This window comes from Pseudoalteromonas sp. T1lg21, assembly GCF_002964625.1.
GTDB lineage: Bacteria > Pseudomonadota > Gammaproteobacteria > Enterobacterales > Alteromonadaceae > Pseudoalteromonas > Pseudoalteromonas gelatinilytica.
This window is the reverse complement of sequence record NZ_PQBX01000034.1, coordinates 31,570-57,543: the sequence shown is the minus strand read 5'-3', so window position 1 is coordinate 57,543 and position 25,974 is coordinate 31,570. Positions and strand designations below refer to the sequence as shown.

23 protein-coding genes, 4 tRNA genes and 1 pseudogene are annotated in these 25,974 nt (G+C 42.7%); 5 read left to right on the top strand and 23 right to left on the bottom strand.

The annotated features are described in order from the left end of the window. Nucleotides 1-126 precede the first annotated feature (126 nt). Complete coding sequence (locus C2M25_RS07240) at nt 127-1,146, bottom strand: MBL fold metallo-hydrolase (protein ID WP_234003544.1); 1,020 nt, start codon at nt 1,144-1,146, stop codon at nt 127-129. Between the two features lie 175 nt (nt 1,147-1,321). On the opposite strand from C2M25_RS07240, the gene C2M25_RS07235 reads away from it, so the two are divergent. Continuing rightward, the gene (locus tag C2M25_RS07235; RefSeq protein ID WP_063701947.1) at nt 1,322-1,915 is read left to right on the top strand and encodes a TetR/AcrR family transcriptional regulator; all 594 of its coding nucleotides are present in this window, start codon (nt 1,322-1,324) and stop codon (nt 1,913-1,915) included. A gap of 58 nt (nt 1,916-1,973) precedes the next feature. On the opposite strand, the gene lipA is transcribed toward C2M25_RS07235, so the two are convergent. The 13 genes from lipA to leuS form a co-directional block, all read right to left on the bottom strand. Continuing rightward, nucleotides 1,974-2,939: a lipoyl synthase gene (lipA, locus tag C2M25_RS07230; protein ID WP_063702293.1), complete on the bottom strand. Its 966-nt coding sequence runs from the start codon at nt 2,937-2,939 to the stop codon at nt 1,974-1,976. Beyond that, nucleotides 2,936-3,589, bottom strand: a complete 654-nt coding sequence (gene lipB, locus C2M25_RS07225) for a lipoyl(octanoyl) transferase LipB (RefSeq protein WP_105174594.1) — start codon at nt 3,587-3,589, stop codon at nt 2,936-2,938. Before lipB ends, lipA begins: the two co-directional genes overlap by 4 nt. Before the next feature lie 19 nt (nt 3,590-3,608). Continuing rightward, nucleotides 3,609-3,887: a DUF493 family protein YbeD gene (gene ybeD / locus C2M25_RS07220; protein ID WP_054551674.1), complete on the bottom strand. Its 279-nt coding sequence runs from the start codon at nt 3,885-3,887 to the stop codon at nt 3,609-3,611. A gap of 183 nt (nt 3,888-4,070) precedes the next feature. Further along, complete coding sequence (locus C2M25_RS07215) at nt 4,071-5,231, bottom strand: serine hydrolase (protein WP_063702297.1); 1,161 nt, start codon at nt 5,229-5,231, stop codon at nt 4,071-4,073. 54 nt (nt 5,232-5,285) lie between these two features. Beyond that, nucleotides 5,286-6,053 (bottom strand): septal ring lytic transglycosylase RlpA family protein, encoded by a 768-nt coding sequence (locus C2M25_RS07210; protein WP_105174593.1) that lies wholly within the window; start codon nt 6,051-6,053, stop codon nt 5,286-5,288. After that, nucleotides 6,053-7,159: a rod shape-determining protein RodA gene (gene rodA / locus C2M25_RS07205; RefSeq protein ID WP_105180764.1), complete on the bottom strand. Its 1,107-nt coding sequence runs from the start codon at nt 7,157-7,159 to the stop codon at nt 6,053-6,055. Before rodA ends, C2M25_RS07210 begins: the two co-directional genes overlap by 1 nt. Continuing rightward, on the bottom strand, nt 7,156-9,036 hold the full coding sequence (mrdA, locus tag C2M25_RS07200; RefSeq protein ID WP_105180763.1) for a penicillin-binding protein 2: 1,881 nt from the start codon (nt 9,034-9,036) through the stop codon (nt 7,156-7,158). The genes rodA and mrdA overlap by 4 nt, the downstream gene beginning before the upstream one ends. Before the next feature lie 8 nt (nt 9,037-9,044). Beyond that, nucleotides 9,045-9,515, bottom strand: coding sequence for a 23S rRNA (pseudouridine(1915)-N(3))-methyltransferase RlmH (gene rlmH, locus C2M25_RS07195; RefSeq protein WP_036967350.1), 471 nt, complete (start codon nt 9,513-9,515; stop codon nt 9,045-9,047). Nucleotides 9,516-9,542: 27 nt separating this feature from the next. Then, nucleotides 9,543-9,860, bottom strand: a complete 318-nt coding sequence (gene rsfS / locus C2M25_RS07190; RefSeq protein WP_063702304.1) for a ribosome silencing factor — start codon at nt 9,858-9,860, stop codon at nt 9,543-9,545. Nucleotides 9,861-9,916: 56 nt separating this feature from the next. Next, entirely contained in the window at nt 9,917-10,552 is a 636-nt protein-coding gene (nadD, locus tag C2M25_RS07185) for a nicotinate-nucleotide adenylyltransferase (protein ID WP_105180762.1), read from the bottom strand. 12 nt (nt 10,553-10,564) lie between these two features. Next, nucleotides 10,565-11,605, bottom strand: a complete 1,041-nt coding sequence (gene holA / locus C2M25_RS07180; RefSeq protein ID WP_105180761.1) for a DNA polymerase III subunit delta — start codon at nt 11,603-11,605, stop codon at nt 10,565-10,567. After that, entirely contained in the window at nt 11,605-12,093 is a 489-nt protein-coding gene (locus C2M25_RS07175) for an LPS-assembly lipoprotein LptE (protein ID WP_063702311.1), read from the bottom strand. Before C2M25_RS07175 ends, holA begins: the two co-directional genes overlap by 1 nt. 1 nt (nt 12,094) lies before the next feature. Continuing rightward, the gene (leuS, locus tag C2M25_RS07170; protein WP_063702313.1) at nt 12,095-14,683 is read right to left on the bottom strand and encodes a leucine--tRNA ligase; all 2,589 of its coding nucleotides are present in this window, start codon (nt 14,681-14,683) and stop codon (nt 12,095-12,097) included. 186 nt (nt 14,684-14,869) lie between these two features. Here leuS and C2M25_RS07165 point away from each other — a divergent pair, with 186 nt between their 5' ends. The 3 genes from C2M25_RS07165 to C2M25_RS07155 all read left to right on the top strand — a co-directional run bounded on the left by C2M25_RS07165 (nt 14,870) and on the right by C2M25_RS07155 (nt 18,273). Next, nucleotides 14,870-15,328, top strand: coding sequence for a zinc ribbon-containing protein (locus C2M25_RS07165; protein WP_054551664.1), 459 nt, complete (start codon nt 14,870-14,872; stop codon nt 15,326-15,328). A 69-nt stretch (nt 15,329-15,397) separates the two neighbouring features. Then, nucleotides 15,398-17,800 (top strand): Lon protease family protein, encoded by a 2,403-nt coding sequence (locus C2M25_RS07160; protein WP_063702315.1) that lies wholly within the window; start codon nt 15,398-15,400, stop codon nt 17,798-17,800. Next, nucleotides 17,797-18,273, top strand: coding sequence for an FKBP-type peptidyl-prolyl cis-trans isomerase (locus C2M25_RS07155; RefSeq protein WP_063702316.1), 477 nt, complete (start codon nt 17,797-17,799; stop codon nt 18,271-18,273). Before C2M25_RS07160 ends, C2M25_RS07155 begins: the two co-directional genes overlap by 4 nt. 38 nt (nt 18,274-18,311) lie before the next feature. On the opposite strand, the gene lnt is transcribed toward C2M25_RS07155, so the two are convergent. Genes lnt through miaB form a run of 5 tightly spaced genes read right to left on the bottom strand, consistent with a single transcriptional unit; the run spans nt 18,312 to nt 23,746 of the window. Beyond that, nucleotides 18,312-19,859 (bottom strand): apolipoprotein N-acyltransferase, encoded by a 1,548-nt coding sequence (gene lnt / locus C2M25_RS07150; RefSeq protein ID WP_199775159.1) that lies wholly within the window; start codon nt 19,857-19,859, stop codon nt 18,312-18,314. Continuing rightward, complete coding sequence (gene corC / locus C2M25_RS07145) at nt 19,840-20,724, bottom strand: CNNM family magnesium/cobalt transport protein CorC (protein ID WP_063706110.1); 885 nt, start codon at nt 20,722-20,724, stop codon at nt 19,840-19,842. The genes lnt and corC overlap by 20 nt, the downstream gene beginning before the upstream one ends. Before the next feature lie 22 nt (nt 20,725-20,746). Then, complete coding sequence (gene ybeY, locus C2M25_RS07140) at nt 20,747-21,202, bottom strand: rRNA maturation RNase YbeY (RefSeq protein WP_036967379.1); 456 nt, start codon at nt 21,200-21,202, stop codon at nt 20,747-20,749. Next, nucleotides 21,199-22,251: a PhoH family protein gene (locus C2M25_RS07135; protein ID WP_063706108.1), complete on the bottom strand. Its 1,053-nt coding sequence runs from the start codon at nt 22,249-22,251 to the stop codon at nt 21,199-21,201. The genes ybeY and C2M25_RS07135 overlap by 4 nt, the downstream gene beginning before the upstream one ends. A gap of 49 nt (nt 22,252-22,300) precedes the next feature. After that, nucleotides 22,301-23,746, bottom strand: a complete 1,446-nt coding sequence (gene miaB, locus C2M25_RS07130) for a tRNA (N6-isopentenyl adenosine(37)-C2)-methylthiotransferase MiaB (RefSeq protein WP_063706105.1) — start codon at nt 23,744-23,746, stop codon at nt 22,301-22,303. A 258-nt stretch (nt 23,747-24,004) separates the two neighbouring features. On the opposite strand from miaB, the pseudogene C2M25_RS07125 reads away from it, so the two are divergent. Next, a pseudogene (locus C2M25_RS07125) lies at nt 24,005-25,173 on the top strand (FAD-dependent oxidoreductase). Nucleotides 25,174-25,507: 334 nt separating this feature from the next. Here the strand turns inward: C2M25_RS07125 and C2M25_RS07115 are convergent. The 4 genes from C2M25_RS07115 to C2M25_RS07100 all read right to left on the bottom strand — a co-directional run bounded on the left by C2M25_RS07115 (nt 25,508) and on the right by C2M25_RS07100 (nt 25,948). Beyond that, nucleotides 25,508-25,582, bottom strand: a tRNA-Gln gene (locus C2M25_RS07115). Nucleotides 25,583-25,620: 38 nt separating this feature from the next. After that, nucleotides 25,621-25,705, bottom strand: a tRNA-Leu gene (locus C2M25_RS07110). 87 nt (nt 25,706-25,792) lie between these two features. Beyond that, nucleotides 25,793-25,869, bottom strand: a tRNA-Met gene (locus tag C2M25_RS07105). 4 nt (nt 25,870-25,873) lie between these two features. After that, nucleotides 25,874-25,948 (bottom strand) — tRNA-Gln (locus tag C2M25_RS07100). Nucleotides 25,949-25,974 lie beyond the last annotated feature (26 nt).

Sequence of the window (25,974 nt, the reverse complement as noted above, 5' to 3'; positions counted from 1 at the left end):
GTTTTTCTGGTTGATTGCACAGGGTTTCACTATATGGGACGAGAAGGGGGGCTGTCCAGAAAGAGTCTACAAATAACTAATTATTCAGGATGAAAGGATAATAATGCACCTTTCACCCTGCCAATTTTACCACCACGCTTTATCAATCGCGGTATCTTGAATCTTAAAAACCTCTCCAACTAGCGGAGTACTCAGTGATACTTGCTCCTGTCCTGCTTTTTTAGCGACACGTTTAAGTGGGTCATACCAAGCATGAAAGGCGAGATCGAATGTTCCATTATGCACTGGCACCATTACATCACCTTGTAAATCGAGGTGGGCTTGCACTGATTGTTCTGGTGTCATATGAATGTCAGCCCAATCTTTGTCGTAAGCGCCGGTTTCAATAAAGGTGATATCAAATGGCCCATAACGATGACCAATTTTTTTAAAGCCAGCAAAATAGCCAGAGTCACCGCTAAAATAAAAGCGCTTGTCATTTATTTTAATAGCCCAAGAGCCCCAAAGGGTTTTATTGCCGTCTGTTAAACCTCGGCCAGAGAAGTGCTGGGTTGGTGTAAATACAATTTGGCCATTAGCCATATTTTGCTCTTGCCACCAATCAAAACTATGCACTTTTTGTTCATCAACGCCCCATTTTTTCAGGTCGTTTTCGACTCCTAATGGCACATAAAAAGAATCTGTTTTATCAACAAGCTGTTTAATTGCTGCTTTATCTAAGTGGTCATAATGGTTGTGTGAAATAAACACCTTGGCAATATTTGGTAACTCTGCAATGCTGATAGGTGTTGGCTGAAAGCGCTTTGGACCCATGAATGAGAAAGGCGAAGCGCGCTCTGAAAATACTGGATCAAATAGCCAGTATTCGCCATACACTTTCGCTAAAATAGAGGAGTGACCTAGCTTTACAAAATGCACTGTGTCATTTGATAAACGCTCAAGCTGAGCGTGAGAAACAGAATGCATAGGCAGCTCGCCCTTTGGCTCTGCATCAATTTTCTTTTCAGTAATAAAGCGTTTGAAGATACCTAGCGTTTTCTTAAAGCTGGGTCTTTCTACTTCAACACTATTGTGGAACTTGCCATCAGATAATTGCGCAGAGTGGCTGTTCTCACTCACGCCTTCAGCGGCTAATTGATTATTCATAATAAACACTCCTATCACGATGCATAGAGTGGCGATTGCGAGCCATTTTAGAAATTTCATATCGTCACCATAAGTAAACTACACAGTGTAGTTTTTCATGGTTTGCTATAAAAGTAAACTATCTAGTGCATTTTTTATTTTTGCGTTACACTAGTAACCCTTATCGGAGGGGTCCATGAAATTATCACAGAGAAAACGATTAGATATTTTGAATGCAGCTGAAACATTGTTTTTTCAGCAGGGTGTTGAGCATACAAGTATGGATCAGGTTGCAAGCTTAGCGGGTGCCTCAAAGCGCACCGTATACAATCACTTTGAAAATAAAGATGTGTTGTTTCAAGCTATTCTAGTGTTTATGTTTGAAAAAGTTCGCCAAGAGCAAGCGGTGGTGTTTGATGCTGCTTTGCCAATTGCTGAGCAATTAACACGCATTGCTGAACAAGAAGTCACGTTACTCACCTCTGAAGAGTTTTTAAAAGTAGCGAAAGTCGCTTTTATGCAAATGTTACAGCAACCTGATTTAGCAAAATCATTAGCCAGTAATAACATGGGCTGTATGCAAGATCTGGTAGCGTTTTTAGAAGCGGGTGTGCAAGCGCAGGTGTTAACGATTGATGATGTTGAGTTTGCGGCAAAACAGTTTGTTTATCAGTTAAAGTCGCTGATCTTTTATCCGTTGCTGTATGGCTTTGAGCGCCAAGAAGGTGACTCAGACAACAAAGTGATAAGCGAAACCGTGAAAATGTTCTTAGCGCGTTATGGGCGCTGATATTTTGGAATATAAAAAAGCCCGCTTAATGCGGGCTTTTTAACATCTGTAAGAAGGCTTACTTCACTTCTTTACCAGCTGCTTGTTGGTCAGCATGGTAGCTTGAGCGAACAAATGGGCCACAAGCTGCATGTGTAAAGCCAATTTCATCTGCATACTCTTTTAGTCCATCAAACTCTGCTGGCGGCACGTAGCGTTTAACCGGTAAGTGGTGCTTAGAAGGTTGCAAGTATTGACCTACGGTAAGCATATCAACGTTGTGAGCGCGTAAATCGCGTAACACTTCTTCGATTTCACTGATCTCTTCACCAAGACCCACCATCAAGCCAGACTTCGTTTTCACATTTGGGTGCGCTTCTTTAAAACGACGTAATAGCTCAAGTGACCACTTATAATCAGCGCCTGGACGCGCTAATTTGTATAAACGCGGTGCTGTTTCTAGGTTGTGGTTAAATACATCTGGTGGCGTCTCAATTAAGATATCAAGGGCTCTGTCCATACGACCACGGAAATCAGGTACTAAGATTTCAATTGTGATATTTGGATTGTGCTTACGAATTTCACGAATACAATCAGCAAAATGCTGTGCACCGCCATCACGTAAGTCATCACGGTCTACTGACGTGATTACAACATAGCTCAGCTTCATGTCTTTAATAGTCAGTGCGAGCTTTTCAGGCTCAGCTGCATCTGGCTTTAATGGACGGCCGTGGGCAACATCACAGAACGGGCAACGACGAGTACAAATTGCACCTAAAATCATGAAAGTCGCTGTACCGTGGTTGAAACATTCAGATAGGTTAGGGCATGATGCCTCTTCACACACTGAGTGCAAACCATGTTTACGCATCGCTTGTTTAATACCATCAATACGCTCGGTTGATTTTGGTAAGCGAATTTTTAGCCACTCTGGCTTACGCAGCATTTCGTTCTTTTCAGTCGGTAAAACTTTAACTGGGATCAGCGCCATTTTTTCTGCATCACGCAGTTTTACGCCCGGTTCCATTTTGACTGGTTTATTCATTCGTTTTCAAACCCTTCAGTGTGCTTAACCACAGTAGCATTAAGCTTTTTAATCATGTGTTTTACAAGCCCTGCACCTGCTTGCTCGAGGTTTTGCGGACCGTTAAGGTCGGTTGTTTGCACCATGTTCATGCCAGCATAGCCGCATGGATTAATACGTAAAAATGGACTTAGATCCATGTTTACATTAAGTGCTAAACCGTGGAAAGAGCAACCGCGGCGAACGCGAAGACCTAATGAAGCAACTTTGCTATCGTTAACGTAAACACCCGGTGCATCTGCTTTTGCGTAGGCATCAATGTCATAGTCTTTTAACGTGTCGATAATGCACTCTTCAAGCCAGGTTACCAGCTCTCTTACACCAATGTTTAAACGGCGTAAGTTGAACAGCACATACATCATTTGCTGACCCGGTCCGTGGTAGGTTACTTGACCCCCACGGTCTACTTGGATCACTTCGATATCACCGGTATTTAATAAGTGCTCAGCTTTACCAGCTTGGCCTTGCGTAAATACAGGCTCGTGCTCTACAAGCCAAATTTCATCGGCAGTGTGCTCATCACGGGTGTCGGTAAAAGATTGCATTTTTTGCCAAATTGGCATGTAACGCTGACGACCTAATTGACGAACGATTAATTCTCTTTCGCTCACGAGTTACTCCGTAATCGGCCTATAGCATGTGACGTACGTCATCGATGTTGCTGATCACGTTATAAATTTCTTCAATGTGCTCTTTACTTGTAACGGTTGCTACAAGCGTTACAGATTCGTAATTACCCTTGCTGCTTGGTTTAACCTTTGGCGCATAGTCGCCCGGTGCAATTGGTTGCAGCTTTTCTAGGATCTGATCCGTCAGATTTACGTTTGCTAAGCCCATGATTTTAAATGTGAATGGGCAAGGGAAATCTAAATACTCGTCAAACTTAGTATTTTTTACAGGTTGAACCACGACGGTGACTCCTCAAACAATGCGTGTGCTTAAAAGAAGTGATCTCTACCATTTCTTGATATTAAGCAAACTTAGATTACGACGCACTCGACCCAGCGCGACTGATATGGGGCGCATTCTATCATTTTTCAGACAAAAAAAAACGCCTTGCGATGCAAGGCGTTTATAAACTTTATAACCAGATTACTGGATCTGTAAACGTAGGTAATCGTAAATCTTGCTAAAGAAGCTGCCTTCTTCCACTTCTTCTAGTGTAACTAGTGGATATTGTGCAATTTCTTCACCTTCAAGTTGTAAGAAAAGCGTGCCTACTTTCGTGCCTTTAGCAAGCGGTGCTTCTAATGTTTTATCAAGCTCGAAGTTCGCTTTTAAATTTTTACGTTGGCCACGTGGAATAGTAATTGGCGTATCTTCTAGGATACCTAGCGATACGTTTTCTTTGTTACCCATCCAAATACGTTGCTCAGCAAAGCTGTCGCCTGCTTTGTATGGTGTGATTGTTTCGAAAAAGCGGAAACCGTAGTTTAATAGCTTTTTGCTTTCAACTTTACGTGCACGCTCGCTTTCTGTGCCCATCACTACCGCGATTAAACGCATGTCGTCTTTTGTTGCTGAGCTAACTAAGCTATAGCCTGCTTCTGATGTATGGCCTGTTTTAATACCATCAACATTCATGCTTTCATCCCACAACAATGAGTTGCGGTTGTATTGCTTGATGCCATTAAACGTAAATGATTTTTGTGCGTATACTTCATATTCATCTGGAACATCACGAATAAGAGCTGCACCTAATGTTGCCATATCGCGTGGTGTTGTGTAGTGCTCGTTAGTATCTAAGCCGTGGCTGTTAATGAAGTGACTATTCGTCATACCAAGCTTTTCTGCATGGGCATTCATTAAATCAGCAAATGCACTTTCACTTCCAGCAATGTGCTCAGCCATTGCGACACAAGCATCGTTACCTGATTGAATAATAATACCGTGGTTAAGGTCATCAACACTGATCTGCTTACCCACTTCGATAAACATTTTTGATGACTCAGGGAAATTTTTTGCCCACGCTTTTTCGCTTACAGTAACCATATCAGTTGGCGCAATATTGCCTGCTTTGATTTCTGTACCAATTACATAACTGGTCATCATTTTGGTTAAACTAGCCGGTGCTAATTTGGTATCTGCTTCGCCTTCGGCAATCACTTTACCTGTGGTGAAATCAACCAGAAAGTAACCTTTCGCATTAACTTGAGGTGGGGCAGGGATGATTTGGGCTGTTGCTGAAAATACGCTAGCAGTGCAAACAAGGCCACAAACGCCACTTAAGATTTTATATTTTATAGATTTCATCGTACTCATTAATGGTTAAAGTTAAACATGTCGCGTTGACCTATTCTAAAGGCCTTACTCACTGTAAAGCAAGAACGCGTTCTGAAATTGGTTTTGTTTTAGCTTCTCTAAAACTGCTTGTGCTTCTGCGGCATCTTTTATTGGACCGAGACGTAATCGATAGATCCCGTCTTTTTCAACAATGTTTGTTGGCACATGATATTGCTGACGAAGTTGAAACGCGAGCGCCTCAACATTAGCAAGAGTACTTCCCGCTGCAACCTGTATGTAGCTTAAACGAGGGGCAGAATTGGCAAGGGTAACAGCCTCAACCTTAACACGGGCTGTACCTTGTCGATAATAACCTAATTTATAGGCCGCAGAATAAGATAAATCGATAATACGGTCATCATGAAATGGGCCACGGTCATTGACGCGAACAATCACTGATTTTCCATTATCTAAATTTGTTACTCTGGCAAAGCTCGGTAGCGGCAGCGTTTTATGGGCGGCTGTCATCGCAAACATATCGTATACTTCGCCGTTTGAGGTGTGATAATTGTGAAACTTTCGACCATACCACGAAGCAATGCCTTCTTCTGCATAGCCAGTTTCATCTAGCATCGGCGTGTAGCGTTTACCGCGAACCTCGTAAGGACGGCTAGCGCTTGCACTTTTAACAACCGCAGTGACAATCGCATCTTGCATTTCCAACTCGGTTGGTTTTCGAAGTGGGGCTGCATCATGCTCCATGGCATAACGGCCTTGTTGCGAAGATGAACTACATGCTGCTAGCAGCACAGAAAATAACGCAATAAGTAAGAAATTGACTCGCTGTGTCATTATTTTAAAAGCATCCTTTTATCGGTGGCGATTGACATAATAATGCCAAATCCGGCCATTAAGGTCACCATTGAGGTGCCACCATAACTTATCAGAGGTAACGGAACACCGACAACCGGTAGTAAACCCGATACCATGCCAATATTAACAAATACATAAACAAAGAAGGTCAGTGTTAATGCGCCAGCAAGTAGTTTACCAAACGCATCTTGAGCGTTCACTGCGATATACAACCCACGACCAATGATAAATAAGTACATACACAATAATAAACAGACCCCAAACAGGCCAAACTCTTCGCTCAGTACAGAAAAGATAAAATCGGTATGACGCTCAGGTAAAAACTCTAGTTGCGATTGCGTACCTTGCAGCCAGCCTTTTCCTTCAATTCCTCCCGAGCCAATTGCAATTTTCGATTGAATAATGTGGTAACCAGAGCCAAGCGGATCGCTTTCAGGATCTAAAAAGGTCAGTACTCGTTGCTTTTGGTAATCAAGCATCACGTAATGCCAAAACGGCCAAGCTGCTAATGCCACTGTCGCTGATAAAAAGCCAATCAAGCGCCAACTAAGACCAGATAAAAACAATACAAAAATACCTGAACTGGCAATCAAAATAGATGTACCTAAGTCGGGTTGCTCTTTAATTAAAATGGTGGGCACCATCACAATCACAAAACCAATAATTAAGTGCAGCGGTCGAGGCGGTAAATGGTTGCGACCAATATACCAAGCAACCATCATAGGCACGGCAATTTTCATTAATTCTGAGGGCTGGAAACGGGTCACACCTAAATCAAGCCAGCGCTGTGCCCCTTTTGAACTTACCCCGAATAACAACACCCCAACCAGCATCAAAAGGCCGATGCAATAAAGAGGGATAACCATGCTTTTTAATGTATTAGGTGAAAATTGCGCGAGTATAAACATGCCTAGGATAGCGCCAAACATACGTGTTGCGTGGCGTATCATCATCGCTGAGTCTTGGCCGCTGGCACTGTATACAATGGCAAGACTGGCTACCATCATCGTCATCAGAGCTAGAAGCAGAGGAAAGTCTAGGTGTAGGCGCTGCCATATTGAACGCTTTTTATTTAATGGGATCATGGCGCATCACTCTGGGCAATTTGTATTGGGTTAGCTGAAAAGTAGTAATCCATCAATTGACGCGCAATTGGCGCACCAACCGTACTACCACCACCGGTGTTTTCAACCACCACAGAGACCACAATTTGTGGGTCTTTATAAGGAGCAAAACCAACGTAGATAGCGTTATCTCGCTGACGCTCTTTAAGTGACTTAGCATCATAACGCTCACCTTGGGCAATACTTACAACCTGAGCAGTACCCGTTTTACCTGCTGGGTCGTAATTTGTTCCTTTAAATGCTTTATGGGCGGTGCCGGTGACTTTATGCACGGTGTTGTGCATGGCATCTAGTGCAATTTGCCAATGATGAGGGTTTTTGAGTACCAAAGGTGGTTTCTCATCATTATTAATCTGTGTTACTTCGTCTTCTTTTTTCGCTACCTGCACAAGATGTGGCGGGTGATCTAAACCTCGATTCACTAAGATGTTGGTAGCATTAGCAATTTGCATCGGTGTGGCGGTCCAATAGCCTTGGCCGATACCCACTGAAATCGTATCACCGCGCCACCATGATTCTCTAAAACGTGCTTCTTTCCATTCTCTAGAAGGCATAATGGCGGCAGTTTCTTCATGAATATCAATACCCGATAGCTCGCCAAAGCCAAACTGCGACATAAAGTCGCTGATTTTTGTAATACCAAGTCGATAAGCTACATCATAAAAATAGGTATCGCATGATTCTTCAATGGCACGATAAACATCAACATGACCATGCCCCCAACGTTTCCAGTCACGCCATTTGTGCTCTACGTTAGGAATTTGGAAAAAGCCCGGATCCCATATTTGTGTTTGCTCGGTTACCAATCCTTCTTCAAGGGCAAGAATTGACATATGAGGCTTAACTGTTGAGGCTGGGGCATAGCGACCTTGGGTGGTCCGGTTGATAAGTGGTCGGTCTGGGTTTAATAATTCTTTATAATCTTTACTGCTGATGCCGTGCACAAATAAGTTAGGGTCATAACTTGGGTTGGAATACATGGCTAAAACACCACCATCTTTAGCGTCTAGTACCACGATGGCGCCACGCATATCCTTCAATGCGTGCTGAGCAATTTGCTGTAGGCCAATATCCAGAGTTAGTACTAAGTCGTGACCAGGCTCTGGAGGAGTGAGGCTTAAAGTACGAATTACTCGACCGCGATTATTCACTTCAACGCGCTGTGAACCAACTACACCATGAAGGAGTTCTTCGTAATATTTTTCGATACCTAGCTTACCAATGTCGTGCGTTGCGCGGTAGTTGGTTGCTTGGTCTTCTGCTTCCAGTTTGGTGAGCTCTTTTTTGTTGAGTTTGGCTACATAACCTAAGGCATGGGTGAGGGTATCACCATAGGGGTAATAGCGAGCTAGACGCGCTTCGATACTAAAGCCTGGAAACTTATGCTGATTAACCGAAAATTTTGCAACTTCGGTTTCATCTAAACGGGCTTTTAATACTTGGCTTTTAAAGCGGCGGTTGTGCTTAATGTCATCTAAAAAGTCAGCTTTTTGCTGCTCACTAATTTCAATAACTTTTTCAACTTCGCTCAGTGCCTGTTCGAGGTTATCAACCTCTTCGGGGATCACTTCTAAATTATAAACCGGCTTGTTCTCTGCCAGTAACACGCCATTTCTGTCATAGATAAGGCCACGGTTAGGGGCGATAGGAATGACTTTGATTCGGTTATCATTCGAGCGGGTTTGATAATCTTGATGCTCAATAACTTGGATGTTGTATAAGTTTGATAGCAACACGCCAATTAACAGTGTAACAAACACAAAACCCACAAATGCTCGGCGGGCAAATAAATTAGCTTCAGCCGAGTGATCTCGAATTGTGGGTCTGTGTTTTCGCATTGGCTTTACTACTCGCGATGATAAGGGTGGTTGTTATTCAAGCTCCAGCCACGGTATAGGCTTTCAGCAACAATAATACGCACTAAAGGGTGCGGTAGTGTTAGGTTGGATAATGACCACTTTTGCTCTGAGGCTGCGATACACTCAGGCGCTAAGCCTTCAGGGCCGCCGATCAGCAAGCTGACATCACGGCCATCAAGTTGCCATTTTTCCATACTTTTTGCCAGCTGATGGGTATCCATTGGTTTACCAGTTACTTCTAGCGTAACAATGCGGTTGCCTTTAGGGATCGCAGCTAGGGTCTTTTCGCCTTCAAGTTGTAAAATACGTTTGATATCCGCATTTTTACCACGTTTGCCTGCGGGGATTTCAATTAGCTCAAGAGGCATATCACGCGGAAAACGGCGTTGATATTCAGTGAATCCGGTTTCAACCCATGCTGGCATTTTGGTACCAACAGCAATCAATTGTATTTTCAAAATGGTTACCTATGTCCTTGCTAAGGGTTAACCCCAAAGTTTCTCTAGATCATAGAAATCGCGAGTTTGGTCTTGCATTACGTGCACAACCACATCACCTAGGTCAACAAGCACCCATTCGCCTTCATTTTGGCCTTCGTAACCAAGCGGTTCTTCACCTGCATGGCGTGCTTCTTTAGCAACGTGAGCTGCAATTGATTGCACGTGACGTTTAGAGTTACCAGAGCATACTAACATGTAATCGGTAATGTCAGATTTACCACGAACATCAAGCTGAACCACATCACGGGCTTTCATATCGTCGACTTTATCAAGGGCAAATGCGAGTAGTTGTTTAGAATCCAAAGTGTTTTCTCAAAAATAAATAATCGTAATTTGTTATTTTATCACGTAGGCAGTATTTATTCATCTGTTTGGTAAAGATGATGCTGCGCAATGTATTGACTGACAGCAGTAGGTAAAAGTTCCGCTGCGGTAGCATTTAATTGTAACTTTTCTCTGATTTCACTAGACGCAGCATTTACTTGTAAGCCATTTAAAAAGAATAACTTACCAGCAGGAGCGTGTTGTAGTTGACTGAGCTGCTCCGTAAAGGCATGAGCTTTATAGGCAGCGAGTTCACCATCTACTTGGCAGTGTTGCCCCGGACGCTGGTACACCACAATGTGACAAAGTTTGACAATTTCTTGCCATTTAAACCATTTATCTAGGGTATTGAATGAGTCCATACCAATTAAAAACATAATCGGTGCTGATGGGTTTTCTGCGCGCAGTTCTTCAAGGCTTAATAGCGAATACGAGGCACCTTCTCGGTTTAACTCACGGTAATCGATGGCAAAGTGTGGATTGTTTTCAATGGCTAGCTTTAGCATGTTAATACGGTGCTCATCACTGATCCCAGGTTTTGCTTTATGGGCAGGAATAGCGCAAGGCATAAAATAAAGGGTATCGAGTTGACACTGCTGAACACATTGCTCGGCCATATTAATATGACCTAAGTGAATTGGGTCAAAGGTGCCACCGAAAATAGCAATCATCAATGGTTACTCTTAATCAAGGTTCGGATGACAAGGTAATGGCATTGCCACAGGTTGGCAAAACACTAAGCATATTTGCATTAATGCTTGATAAGGAGCAACCAAATTACCTTGCTTATAAGCCGCATCAAACTGCGCTAAATGCTTTATGATTTGTTCGAGGGTATTAATATTTAAGCGATTTAAAGCTTGCTGCACAGCGGCTTGTTGGTTTTTCCAAATATTAAACTGCTTGTATAAATCAGCCATATTGGCACCGTTTAAACGGCCGTGTTGCATTGCCAGTAAGTTAGCAGCTTCTTTATTAATGGCCCAAAAAATACTCATGGCTTCAGTGTTATCGGCAGCCAGTTTTGTCATCACTTTAACCGCTTGATCAGCATGACCACTCAATAATGCACCGCTTAAATCAAAAATATCAAACTTTGATTGGTTGAGTAGTCCTTGCATCACAGCTTGCTGGTCAATCAGTTCGCTACCATAAAGCAAAGACAGTTTTTCTAATTCTTGGTGGCAGGCTAGTAAGTTACCTTCAGTGGCATCAATTAAGCTTTGTTTTGCGTTGTTGTGAAGATTTAAGTTTAGACGATAACACTGTTCATCTAACCAACGGCTTAGGTGGTTACCCGTAAGCGGATAACACGGAACAAATAAACCTTGTTTATCTAGGGCTTTGAACCAAGCGCTGCGTTGTATATCTTGGCTTGCTTTGGCACCTTTTAAAACCAAAATAGTATCGGGATTAGCAAGCTCAACAAGTTGCTTAAAGATTTGACTGCCTTGCGTACCTGGTTTTTGTTCGTTTAAATCAAACTCGATTAAGGTACGAGCGCTGAATAGCGACATACTTTGGTATTGAGCAACAATTTCTTGCCAGTCAAAACCCGGCATTAAGGTAAATTTAATGACTTCGTCAAAGCCTTGTTGTTTAGCTGCTTGGCGTATTTGCATGACGCACTGCGCAATTTGATAAGGCTCTTCACCAAATACCATATAAAAAGGCGCTAAGCCTTTTTTTAACTGGCTAGGAAGCTGGTTTGCATAACAACGCATTACAGTTGTGATAACTCACGAACGATACGACGACTTGCTTGCTTACGAATTTCGCTTAATAGCAAATCAAGCTCTTTTGCTTTGGCAAGGGCATTGTCTGGGTCGTCTTGGTAGTTACGATACAATTCAAAGCTTTGATTAATGGCTTTTTGTCCTGGGCGCTTCAAGGTATAGCTTACACTGTAGGCAAGTTCATACTCAGCAACCTGACCATTATCAAATAATGACAAGATTTGACGCTCTAAACGGTCTTTGTGGATCTTTAACTCAGGGTGTTTACCACCTTGGTTAAGTTCAACTTTGCTCGCAATAAGCTCTTTTTCAACTAATTCGAAAAGCGCTGACTTTTCATCATCGCCAACAAGCGTGATGACTTTTAAGTCGTCAGGCAAGTTAGAGGCTTTCTTTAAATGAAAGCCACAACTTGTCAGCAGTAAACAGACTAGCGCAAGGGCTAGTCCGTTTTTCAGTGCGTGAAGCGCTGCCATCTTAGTTAGCAACCACGTTAAGTAGTTTGCCTGGTACGTAAATTACTTTACGGATAGTCGCGCCATCAGTGAACTTAGTCACGTTTTCTTCAGCAAATGCTAATGCTTCAACTTGCTCTTTAGTTGCATCTGCAGGCACTGTTAGCTTAGCACGTAGCTTACCGTTAACTTGTACAATGATTAGCTTCTCATCTTCAACAAGTGCTGACTCATCAACTGTTGGCCATGCTGCATCTAAGATATCGCCTTCTTTGCCAAGGTCTTGCCATAACTGGTGACACATGTGCGGTGTGATAGGCGCAAGCATGATAAGTAATGCTTCAAGTGCTTCGTTAGCAATTGCTACATCTTGTTTATCAGCAAGTGGTGCTTTAAGTAACTTGTTCGAAATTTCCATGATTGCAGCGATTGCAGTGTTGAATGTTTGACGACGCTCAACGTCATCAGTCACTTTTGCAATTGCTTTATGAAGTTCACGGCGAAGTACTTTTTGGTCGTTATTTAACGCTGATTTATCAAGCGCTTGATAACCTACTGTTTCAACATCAACAGCGTATTTCCAAATACGTTTTAAGAAACGCATTGCACCTTCAACACCTGAATCAGACCATTCAAGAGTTTGCTCTGGTGGTGCAGTGAACATCATGAATAAACGCACTGTGTCCGCACCGTACTGGGCGATAACTTGTTGTGGGTCGATACCGTTATTTTTCGATTTCGACATTTTGCTCATACCTGCAGAGAATACTGGCTCGCCATCTTCTTTGTGCCACGCTTTAACAACACGACCTTTGTCGTCTGTTTCAGTTTGTACGTCTGTTGGTGAAATCCAGATATCACCGCCTTTCTCATCTTTACGATAGAAAGTATCTGCCAATACCATGCCTTGACATAGTAAGCGCTCAAATGGCTCATCAGAGGTTACTAAACCAAAGTCACGTAATAATTTGTGGAAGAAACGCGAGTAAAGTAAGTGCAAGATCGCATGCTCAATACCACCGATGTATTGGTTTACTGGTAACCAGTAATTTGCTGCACCTGGTTCAATCATGCCTTCGTCAAAACGTGGGCTACAGTAACGAGCGTAGTACCAAGACGATTCCATGAAGGTATCGAAGGTATCTGTTTCGTGGAATGCCGGCGCGCCATTTACAGTTGTTTTAGCCCACTCAGGATCAGCTTTGATTGGTGAAGTAACACCATTCATTACCACGTCTTCTGGTAAGCGAACTGGCAGCATGTCTTCTGTTGCAGCAAGCTCATTACCATTTTCGTCGCTTAACATTGGGATTGGAGAGCCCCAGTAACGCTGACGGCTAACACCCCAGTCACGTAGACGGAAGTTCACTTTACGCTCACCTACACCCAGTGCTTCTAGTTTGTCTGCAACGGCATTAAACGCTGCTTCAAACTCAAGGCCGTCGAACTCACCAGAGTTAACTAACACGCCTTTTTCAGTGAATGCTTGGTTGTCTAAATCAACGCTTTCTTCTGAACCTTCAGCTGGCGCAATAACTTGGGCAATTTCAAGGCCATACGCTGTTGCAAACTCGTAGTCACGTTGGTCGTGCGCAGGAACAGCCATAACAGCGCCTGAGCCGTAATCCATTAATACGAAGTTAGCGACCCAAATTGGTACTTGCTTACCTGTCAATGGGTGAATTGCATAAAAGCCTGTTGCAATGCCTTTTTTGTCCATGGTCGCCATGTCTGCTTCGGCGATTTTCGTGTTTTTACACTCATCAACAAACATTGCTACAGCATCGCTGTTTTTAGCGGCTTCTTGAGCAATCGGGTGACCAGCAGCAACAGCTACATACGTCACACCCATGAAGGTATCTGGACGCGTTGTATAAACACTGAATGTGTCTTCGTTATCAGCACGCTTAAATTCGATTTCTAAACCTTCAGAACGACCAATCCAGTTGCGCTGCATGGTTTTAACTTGCTCAGGCCAGTGATCAAGCTTATCTAAATCATCTAATAGCTCTTGTGCGTAATCAGTGATTTTGATGAACCATTGTGGAATTTCTTTTTGCTCAACAATCGCACCTGAACGCCAACCACGACCATCAATTACTTGCTCGTTAGCAAGTACTGTTTGGTCAACTGGATCCCAGTTAACTGTTGACATCTTTTTGTAAACTAAGCCTTTTTCGTAAAGCTTAGTGAAGAACCATTGTTCCCACTTGTAGTATTCTGGGTGACATGTTGCGATTTCACGATCCCAGTCGTAACCAAAACCTAGTTGCTTTAACTGGTTACGCATGTAATCGATGTTTTCGTAAGTCCACTTAGCAGGGGCCGTGTTGTTTTTAATTGCTGCATTTTCAGCTGGTAGACCAAACGCATCCCAACCCATAGGTTGCATTACGTTTTTGCCTTGCAAGCGTTGGAAGCGTGATACTACGTCACCAATGGTGTAGTTACGAACGTGACCCATGTGGAGTCGGCCGCTTGGGTATGGGAACATAGATAGACAGTAATACTTTTCTTTGCTCTCATCTTCAGTGACTTTAAATACTTGGTTTTCTTCCCAGTAGGCTTGTACTTTTGACTCAATGTCTTGCGGGTTATATTGCTCTTGCATCTACGATTCCAGACTTCTTGCAAATTAATAAAAAATTGTCGATAAGGATAACCCAAAATACATGCTAATCACAGCGGCAAATAGGCGCTTTTGTTAATTTTCCAAGGAAATATATTTTCAGGGCAGGTTAACCTATACTCAACTAGAATAACGGTTGATTTTTCATCACTTTTGAAGGAGTAAACGATGGCAGATTATAAATCTTGGCTGAGTGATTTGAGTGCTTGGCTTAAAGACGTAAAAGATCATGAGCTCAAGGATGCAATGGAGAAATTTGTTGAATCAGAGCAGGCACTTAAAGATTTAGGGCAAGAAAAATTAAATCAGTATCGTGACTATTTACAACGCGATATCGACCACATCAAAGAAAACGACAGTCACTATGATTCACTCGCATGGCTCGAGCTTAAAGAGTCGCTTTGGTACGAGTTGTCGCACATTGAAGATAAAACTCAGCTCGAATGGCAAGCCTTAAACCAAGATTTTCAACACAATGGTGTTTATCAAGAAGGAGAATGGATAGCCATGGGCACATTAGTATGTAAAAATTGTCAACATAGTTACGATGTTTACCATGCTACGCAAATTACTCCTTGTACTGAATGTGGCGGTATTTATTTTCGCCGTAAGGCATTACAACCTTAATCAGTGACGCAAGCTTGTGCTGGGCGTTACCTATAATGCCCAGTCAAGACTGGGAAATAAGAAGTTAGAATGACAAAAAAACTAATCCCACTACCTGTTTCTGCGTTAGCACCTGAGATTGCGGCGAGTCATGTTGCCACGTGTATGCAAAACCCATATCCAGAAGCGTTGCCATTTATTGGCCAGCAACGTGCGCAAAGTGCCCTCGACTTTTCACTGGGCATGGAGTTACCTGGTTATAATGTTTATGTGATGGGTGAAGCTGCACACGGTCGATACACTTTAGTAAAAGACAAACTCACAGCCCATTCTAAAGACCGCCCAACGCCTAATGAGTGGTTGTATGTTAACAACTATGACGACCACCGTGAGCCAATCGCGTTATTTATGCAAGCCGGTCAATCGAAGCAATTAGCTGACGATATAGACTCTTTTATCGACGAAGTACTCGATACATTCCCAGCAGCTTTTGATAACCCGGGTTATCAGCGCAAGAAAAAATCAATCGACCGTGAGTTTAACGATACCTATGATGCGGCAATTACTGCTGTTGAAATTGCTGCTCTTGAGCAAAGTGTTGCGCTGATTGAAGAAAATGGTGTTGTTGGATTTGCGCCTTTAGTTGATGGTAAACAACTGAGCGACAATGAATTTTCAGCCCTAGAAGAGCCTCTACGTATTGAGTTTTATGAGGTTATTGAAAAACTTGAAGACGCATTAATCGAAGCATTGATAGAGCTACCTCGTTGGAAACGTGAATCATCTGAAAAACTGCGTAATCTTAAAAAATCTACCGCAGAGCTTGCTACGAAACCACTTATTAAAGCCCTTGAGCATAAATACGCCACGCATATTGGTGTATTACGTTACTTAAAAGACATCCGCGAAGAAATTATTGATGCAGTTCTTGAGTGGCTTGACGACGATGACAACGACGAAAACAAAGAAGATTTTGACCGTAAAGGGATGCTAACGGACTTCTTTGCGCCAAATATTCTCGTGGAATACAAAGAGGGCGATGCAGCCCCTGTGGTGTATGAGCCGAACCCAACCTTTGGTAATATTTTCGGTAAAATTGAATATGCGACTTCGCAAGGCTCGCTTATCACCAGTTACCGCTCAATTCAGCCTGGGGCACTGCATCGTGCCAATGGTGGTTATTTGATTATGGATGCCGAGAAAGTCATGGCGAACCCACAAGTGTGGGATGGCCTAAAACTGTCTTTAAAAACGCATCAAATTAAAAACGACTTACCCTATCAAGACAGCTCTGTAGGAAGTAGTTTTACACTACGTCCGCAGCTTATACCTCTTGATGTAAAAATAGTGCTGCTAGGCTCTCGCGACCTTTATTACACGATAGGTGAATATGATGAAGAGTTTGCTGAGTTATTCCGTGTCCTTGCTGACTTTGATTACTACTTGCCAAGTAGCGATAAACTGCAATATCAGTTCATTACCAAGGTGACTGAATATTGCCAGCAAACCCTTAATTGCACTGCAAATGAAGCAGCGATGGCAAGACTATTGAAGTTTAGTTACCGCCAAGCTGAGCATCACAATAAGCTCTCAGCTCGTTTTGCCGATGTATTGGAATTAGTGGCAGAAGCGAGTTTTTATGCCAAGCAAGATGGGCAAACTATGATTGATGCTCATCACATTGATGAAGCCATTGTAGGCAAGCAATACCGCACCGGACAAATTTCAGAAACCATGCTGAGTGATATCAAAGAGGGGCAAATTTTAATTGCAACCGAAGGTCACGCAGTGGGCAAAGTAAATGGTTTAACTGTGCTGCACATTGGTGATACTTCATTTGGTACCCCTGCACGTATTACCGCCACTGTGTACGCAGGTGCAGATGGCGTAATTGACGTTGAACGAGAAGCTGAACTGGGTAAAGCCATTCACTCAAAAGGGGTGATGCTATTAACCGGTTACTTAGGCAATAAATATGCTCAGCAATTTAGTCTAACGCTCAGTGCCAATATCGCGATAGAACAAAGCTATGGCTATATTGATGGAGACAGTGCTTCATTAGCAGAGCTATGCGCGCTGATATCAGCTATTACGAACTTACCTATTAGCCAATCTATTGCACTGACTGGTTCAATTAACCAGCATGGTGATGTGCAATCAATTGGTGGCGTCAACGAGAAAATAGAAGGCTTCTTTAAGCTTTGTAAAATGCGTGGCCTAACCGGCGAGCAAGGGGTGATTATTCCTAAGTCAAATCAAGTTAATTTAGTGCTTGATGATGAAGTGATTGATGCCGTTGAAAAAGGGCGCTTTAACATTTATGCCGTTGAAACCGTTGATCAAGCACTGAGTTTATTAATGGATAAAGACGCAGGCGAAATGACCGCAGAAGGTTATCCAGAAGGCTCTATTAATGCACTTGCGTTAGCAAGGCTTGCCAATATTGCGGATATCGTAAATGGCGATAATGATGATGAGAAGGACGCTGAATGATTAATTTAATACTTTTACTGATCATTGGTATTTTTTGCTTTTTAATTTTTAAAAATAGTAAAAAAGCGAAGCTTCAAGCACTTGAAAATGAGAAGCTTGCCGCGGATTTTTTAGCGAATAATGGCAAAGCTGATGATGTTCATGAAACCGCATCTGGGTTGCAATACAAAATTGAGCAAAGTTCAGGTAATGACGCAAAGCCAAGTGCAACCAGTAAAGTAAAGGTTCACTATCACGGTACGCTTATGGATGGCAGTGTTTTCGACAGCTCAGTGGTAAGAAATTCGCCAATTAGCTTTGGTTTAAATCAAGTGATTGCAGGCTGGACCGAAGGCTTACAACTTATGAGCGAAGGGGATAAGTTTACCTTTTATATCCCGCCACAGCTTGCATATGGCCGTAAACGTGCAGGCAGCATTCCAGCAGGCTCGCTACTGATATTTGATGTAGAGCTGATAAAGATAGAATCTTAAAATGTAAAAAAGGCTTCATCATGAAGCCTTTTTAATTGTTATTCTTTAACCCTAACAAGCACACCAACAGCACCAAGTAATATCACTACAATCCATACCGGCCAATTACCATATTGGCTATAAATGCTATCGCCTTTAATTAACGAGATATTGGCTTCGAGTACATCCGCTTTAAATTGCGGCATAGCCAATTGTGATTTAGTGATGGGGTCGTAAACGGCGCTAATACCATTATTCGTCACGCGAATTAGCGGGCGCTGTAACTCTAGGGCGCGCATACGCGCTATTTGCATATGTTGATGCGGGCCATGCGAGTCACCAAACCATGCATCGTTACTCACCGTGAATAAGATGTCGGAGTCACTGCGATAATTACCACGAACTAAATCAGCAAAGGCAATTTCATAGCAAATAGCCGGCAAGATATTTAAGCCATTTGCACGTAAATTGTTTTGCACTTCATCACCTCGAGTGAAGGATGACATAGGCAAATCAAACAGTGGTGCGATAGGGCGTAAGAAGTCTTGGAACGGCACAAACTCACCAATGGGTAATAACTGATGCTTTTGATAGCGGTTTTTACCTAAATATTGATAGTGGCCTTCACTGTCATCATGCTCTTTTTTACCCAGCACAATGAGCGTATTAAAAATGTTACGCGTGTCGTATTGATAGTCAACAATACCGGTAATGAGTGCGGTGTTATTAAACGTGGCAGCACTATCAAGGCCTGTTAAATACTCGGTTGATAAAGCTTCAAGCTCTGGAACTGCAGCTTCTGGCCAGACAATTAAATCAGCATTCCAATGCAGGCGAGTCATATCTTGGTATTTGCTCATTGTCGTCCAAAACTCAGACGGCTCAAAGCGAAGATGCTGTTTAATATTACCCTGCACCAGTACAGTTTTTATGGTTTTGTCTTGGTGCTGCAGCTGAGCGCTGCTTGCAATCGTATATAAGCCTGCTAGGAGGATTACAGAGGCGATAAGAGGTTTGCCATCTTTATTTGTTAAGCGATATAAAGCAAATGCAATAAGCACGCATACCAGCGTAATACCAAACTCGCCAATTACTGGGGCTAAAAAATTGAGTGGGCTATCGGTTTGTGTGTAACCAAAGCTCAACCATGGGAAGCCTGTCAGCAATGTGCCACGTAAGTACTCTGTAGTAGCTACAGCGGCAAGTAACCAACAGATAAAGCTATATGGGCCCTTAGCAAGGCGTGTAGTCAGCCAAGCGGCTAATGCAGGATACAGAGCTAAATAAGCACATAACAGCACCATTAACGACATCGATGCGATTAATGGCATGCCACCAAAGGTCGCTATTGATACATGCACCCAACTAATACCAGCGCCAAACCAGCCTAAACCAAATAAAAAGGCATATTTAGCGCTTTGTTTTGCGGCTAATTTACCGTTTGCCAGTGGATTAATACAGTAGAGTAGAGCACCAAGAGATAGAAAGGTTAAAAACCAAAGGTTATAGGGAGCGTAACTTAAGGTTAAAAAGAGGCCCGCAACAAGTGCGAGCCAGGCTTTTTTATCTTTTGCAAGGTGGCTTAGGTTAGTTAGCAGTTTCTTCACTGTCGTTATCATCAGCCTTTGGAATGGTGACTTGCAATTGTAAGATGCGGCGGTTATCAGAGTTAGTGACTTTAAACTGTAAGCCTTCTACCTCGATTGTTTCACCACGGCTTGGCATATGACCAAATGCGTGTAAAACAATACCCCCTATGGTGTCAGCATCTGAAGTGCTGTAACCGGTTTTAAAATATTCATTGAAGTCGTCAACTTCTGTCAGTGCTTGCACCGCATAAACGTGTTTAGCAACTTGGCGAATATCTTGTTGTTCTTCGCTTTCGTCGTGTTCGTCTTCGATTTCACCCACGATGATTTCGAGAATATCTTCGATGGTCACAAGGCCAGACACACCACCATACTCATCAATAACGATAGCCATATGGTAACGCTGTTGACGGAACTCATTAAGCAGCGTGTCTACACGTTTACTTTCAGGCACAACGACAGCTGGGCGTAGAAAGCCACGTAATGAAGGTAACTGCTCATCTTTGTTTAAGATAAGCGGTAATAAATCTTTTGCGAGGAGAATACCTTCTACATGGTCTTTGTCTTCACACACCACAGGAAAACGTGAATGTGTTGAGTCAACCATCATAGGTAATAGCTCTTCTAAAGGTGTATCAACCTCTAAGGTTACCATTTGTGAGCGAGGGATCATGATATCCCGCACTTTTAGCTCTGATACACCTAGTACCCCTTCAATCATTTCTTTGGTTTCAGGGTCGATAAGGTCGCGTTCTTGCGCATCGGCAATTACTTCTACCAGCTCTTCTCTATTCTGGGGTTCCCCTTGCAACATTTGGGCTATGCGGCCCAGCCACGTTTTGCCAGAAGAACCCTGGCTAGTTTGCGAGTTGTCGTCGCTCATTGCGTCTAATTGCTCCGTTAATTTAAATATCGTCTCGATATGGGTCAGCGATGTTCAGATCGGCAAGTAATTGCTTTTCTATGCTTTCCATTTCGAGTGCATCTTCGTCCTTTATATGGTCAAATCCAAGTAAATGCAAGCATCCATGAATAACCATATGGGCAAAATGGTCGTGAAAGGTCTTTTCTTGCTCAATTGACTCGGCTAAAACAATGGCCGGACAAATGATTAAATCACCCACTAAAGGTAACTCAATACCCGGTGGTGCTTCAAATGGAAAAGATAAGACATTAGTCGGTTTATCTTTGCCACGGTAATCATTATTGAGCTGCTGACTTTGTGCTTCATCGCTGATCACAATAGTCAGTTCTGCGTCTTCACGATAATGACTGAGGGCTTTATCAGCCCAAAGTTGAAATTGTTCAAAGCTTGGTAAGTTGTCAAACTCACAGGCTATTTGTAAATCTAATTCGGTCACGAGTTTGCTTCTTGTTGGTTTGCTTGTGCTTCTTTAGCTCGTTGCTTTTCAGCGCGCTTTAATCGTTCTGCTTCATCATTGCGCTCATAGGCTTCAACGATACGGGCAACAACGGGGTGACGCACGACATCGTGTGATTGGAAGAAATTAAAGCTAATTTCATCCACACCGTTTAATACTTCGATAGCATGACGAAGGCCTGAGCGAGCACCGCGCGGTAAGTCGACTTGCGTGATATCGCCGGTGATCACTGCTTTTGAATTAAAACCGATACGGGTTAAGAACATTTTCATTTGTTCAGCAGTGGTGTTTTGGCTTTCATCAAGAATGATAAACGCATCATTGAGTGTACGACCACGCATGTAGGCAAGGGGCGCAACTTCAATCACGTTTTTCTCAATCAGTTTTTCGACGCGCTCAAAACCAAGCATTTCAAATAATGCATCGTATAAAGGGCGTAAATACGGGTCGATTTTTTGACTTAGATCACCAGGTAAGAAGCCTAGTTTTTCACCTGCTTCAACCGCCGGACGGGTGAGTAGAATACGGCGAATTTCTTGACGCTCTAAGGCATCAACTGCCGCAGCAACCGCCAAATAGGTTTTACCTGTACCAGCAGGGCCAATACCAAATGTTATATCGTGATGAAGTATATTCGCGACATACACGCCTTGGTTGTCGTTACGTGGTTTAATTACACCACGGCGAGTTTTGATTACGATGTCTTTACCGTATACACCTGGGTTTTCATCTTGTTCTAAGGCATTTGACTCGCTAATAGCCAAATGCACGGCTTCAGGTTCAATTTCGCCAATCAGGCCGCGAATCGGTTGAGTGTCAATATAGAGGTTTTTTAGTATCTCAACAGCCGCTGCTGCAAGGTGCAGTTTACCGGTTACTCTGAAGAAATTATCACGGTGAGCAATCTCGACACCGATGCGGCGCTCAATTTGCTTAATGTTTTCGTCAAACGGACCACATAAAGATGAAAGGCGTTTGTTGTCGGCGGGTTCTAAATAAATCTCTAATGTTTTTAACTGATTACTCAAAATTGCTTCCTATTGATGGGTGCAGGCGGTGCCTGCACCAAGTGTCACCCTAAGGTACGAAAGTAGCAACGCCAATTTCGTTAGGGGCCGCAGCGGCCTCTGCTTCAGCTGCTTTACTTAGAATTGCTGAAGGTGCCACATCGCGACGTAAGTTCATTTCTGATTCTGTACGAATTAATTCACCACGTAAAGAGTTTGGCAGTGCTTCAGTGATACGAACATCAACGAATTGACCGATCACTGAATGAGGGCCCTCAAAGTTAACTACACGGTTGTTCTCAGTACGGCCGCGTAATTCCATTGGGTTCTTCTTAGAAGGACCTTCAACTAGGATACGTTGCTCAGTACCAAACATTTGGCGGCTAATTTGCTGCGCCATTTGCGTGATGCGGTTTTGTAATACGTATAAACGCTCTTTTTTCTCTTGCTCTGTTACGTCATCTGGTAAATCAGCAGCAGGCGTACCTGGGCGCGCACTGTAGATGAAGCTAAAGCTCATATCAAAACCGATATCATTGATAAGGTTCATGGTTGCTTCAAAGTCAGCTTTACTTTCGCCAGGGAAACCAATGATAAAATCTGATGACATGCTTAGGTTAGGGCGAATTTTACGTAACTTACGAATTGTCGATTTGTACTCGATTGCAGTATGACCACGTTTCATAAGGTTAAGAATACGGTCTGAACCACTTTGCACTGGTAAGTGTAGGTGATCAACAAGCTCAGGCACATCAGCATAAGCATCGATGATATCTGGTGTAAATTCTACAGGGTGTGAAGTGGTGTAACGAATACGGTCAATACCGTCAATCGCTGCTACATAACGTAATAAGTCAGAGAAGTAACAAATTTCGCCGTCGTGTGTTTCACCACGATACGCATTTACGTTTTGGCCAAGTAGGTTTACTTCACGTACACCTTGCTCTGCAAGTTGTGCGACTTCAAGTAAAACGTCATCAAGTGGACGACTTACTTCTTCACCACGAGTATAAGGAACTACGCAGAATGTACAGTATTTAGAGCAACCTTCCATAATTGATACAAATGCAGAAGGACCTTCAGCTTTTGGCTCAGGAAGGCGGTCGAACTTTTCGATTTCTGGGAATGAAACGTCAACGACCGATGTGCTATCGCCACTTTGTACTTGCTTAATCATTTCAGGTAAGCGGTGTAATGTTTGCGGGCCAAAGATTACATCAACAAACGGCGCACGCTGACGAATAGAGTCGCCTTCTTGCGATGCAACACAACCACCAACACCAATGATTAAGTCAGGTTTGTCATCTTTTAATAGCTTCCAACGGCCAAGCTGATGGAATACTTTTTCTTGTGCCTTTTCACGGATTGAACAAGTATTGAGTAAGATCACGTCAGCGTCTTCAGCTTCTTCAGTTAACTGATAGCCGTTAGTCGCATCTAGTAGATCAGCCATTTTCTGAGAGTCGTACTCGTTCATCTGACAACCCCAGGTTTTAATATGCAGCTTTTTACTCATTGAAATATAGCCTCGTTTTCAATTCGGTAGTGACACAAAAATGTGTTAGAAACAGGATTAAGTGGCAAGTATGCCGACTTAAAGGACGCGTATTTTAGCTGGATACCCGCACAGATCCAAGTATAGTTTTTATCTTTGTGGTGTGAAATCAAACAAGTCACTGTTTTGAAATTCTTAAGCAGTAAATGCACTGACACTGATTATTGAATTACGTTACAATTTGTCGCGTATTTAAATAGCCAAATGAGCGAATATTAAATGAATAAAAATAAGGTAATTGTTGTCGGTGGTGGCATGGTCGGTGCTGCTACAGCGGTAAAACTGGCAAAACAGGGTAGGGATGTCACCGTTATTGAAAAGCACCTTATCGATGCCGATCATATTCTTAGCTCAGATAAGGTCGATATTCGCATTTCGGCTATTAATCGTTTTTCAGAAAATTTACTCGATGACCTTGGTGCCATGCCATTGCTAAGAGAAAATCGCATTGCGCCTTATCAACAACTTGAAGCCTACCAACAACAAGGTGAGAATTTATTGTTTGATTGCCATGAAATTGGCGAAACGCACTTAGGTCATTTAATCGAAAATAATTTAATTCAAGCAAGTCTCTGGCAGCAATTTTCAAAATACAACATCGAAGTGATAGAGCAAACGTCAGCCATCACGGATATTACACAAACGGCTGATTCAATCACCTTACATTATGGCGATACTCAATATTCCGCCGATTTAGTTGTTGCAGCAGACGGTGGACAGTCACAATTGCGAAGCAAAGCTGGCTTAGGTGTGACGGGGTGGCAATATGGTCAGCACTGCATGGGCGTATTAATTAAGTTAGATGCCCCGCAGCAAGTAAAAACGTGGCAACAATTTAAGCCAACCGGACCCGTAGCGTTTCTACCGATGCAAGCGCCTTATGCTAATTTAATTTGTTATCACGATGCTGCGGTTTTAAAGCAGTGGCAAACATTGTCGAATGAGCAACTCAAAGCAAACCTCATTGCGCATTTTCCTGAACTACCGGGCGACTTTGAGTGCTTGAGCATGCTGTTTTTCCACTTGCACGCCAACACGCTAATGATTATTCGCACGGTCGTTTAGTTTTAGTTGGTGATTCGGCGCATACAATTAACCCGCTCGCTGGGCAAGGCGTGAACTTAGGCTTTCAAGACGTCGTTGCACTGGCAGATATTTTGGCAGATCAACCTGATGTTGGTCAGCAAGCGTTATTGAAGCGCTACGAGAAAAAACGCCGCCACGCTAATTTACTAATGATGAGTATGATGGATGCATGTTACTTTGGTTTTTCAAACGAGATAAAGCCATTAAGCTGGGTGCGCAGTAAGTTTTTAAAGCTTGCTAATAACACAGGCCCTGCAAAAAATTGGGTTTTAAAGTATGCGATTAGCGGGACATTAAGTTAATCGTAAAAATTAATCGTACTAAAGACAAAGAAGCGGGGTAATGAAAATTAGCCCGTTTTTTTATGCTAATACCAATCCGCAATAATACTTAATCATTTTGAGGGATTAAACCTGTCGCTACCTGCGTTAAAAATTTCTGATTTAGAACAACTAAATAACGAAATTTTTGCCTTGTTATCAACGAGTTTTTATTGCCTCAAAATAGACTACTTAATTAAGCGAATTGGTATAAAATTACCGAATATACTTTGGAGAAACTTGAAACTTGAAACTTGAAACTTGAAACTTGAAACTTGAAACTTGAAACTTGAAACTTGAAAGGGAAGTAAGTAGTTGGCTGGGATACCAGGATTTGAACCTGGGAATGGCAGGATCAAAACCTGCTGCCTTACCGCTTGGCGATATCCCAACGCTAAACTTGAAAAGTTTTAGTTCTACTTAAGAACATGGTGCGGAAGGAGAGACTTGAACTCTCACAACCGAAGTTACTGGAACCTAAATCCAGCGCGTCTACCAATTCCGCCACTCCCGCATCATTCGTACTAAAAGTACTGGTAGTTATTTTAAACTCTTCATTGAGCGCAGCTTTAACTCCTGCAGAGCCATTCTAAAAGAAGAATGGTGGCTAAGACGGGATTTGAACCTGTGACCCCATCATTATGAGTGATGTGCTCTAACCAACTGAGCTACTTAGCCATTGTGGCTGGGATACCAGGATTTGAACCTGGGAATGGCAGGATCAAAACCTGCTGCCTTACCGCTTGGCGATATCCCAACAAAAGCTTGATAGTTTTAGTTCTC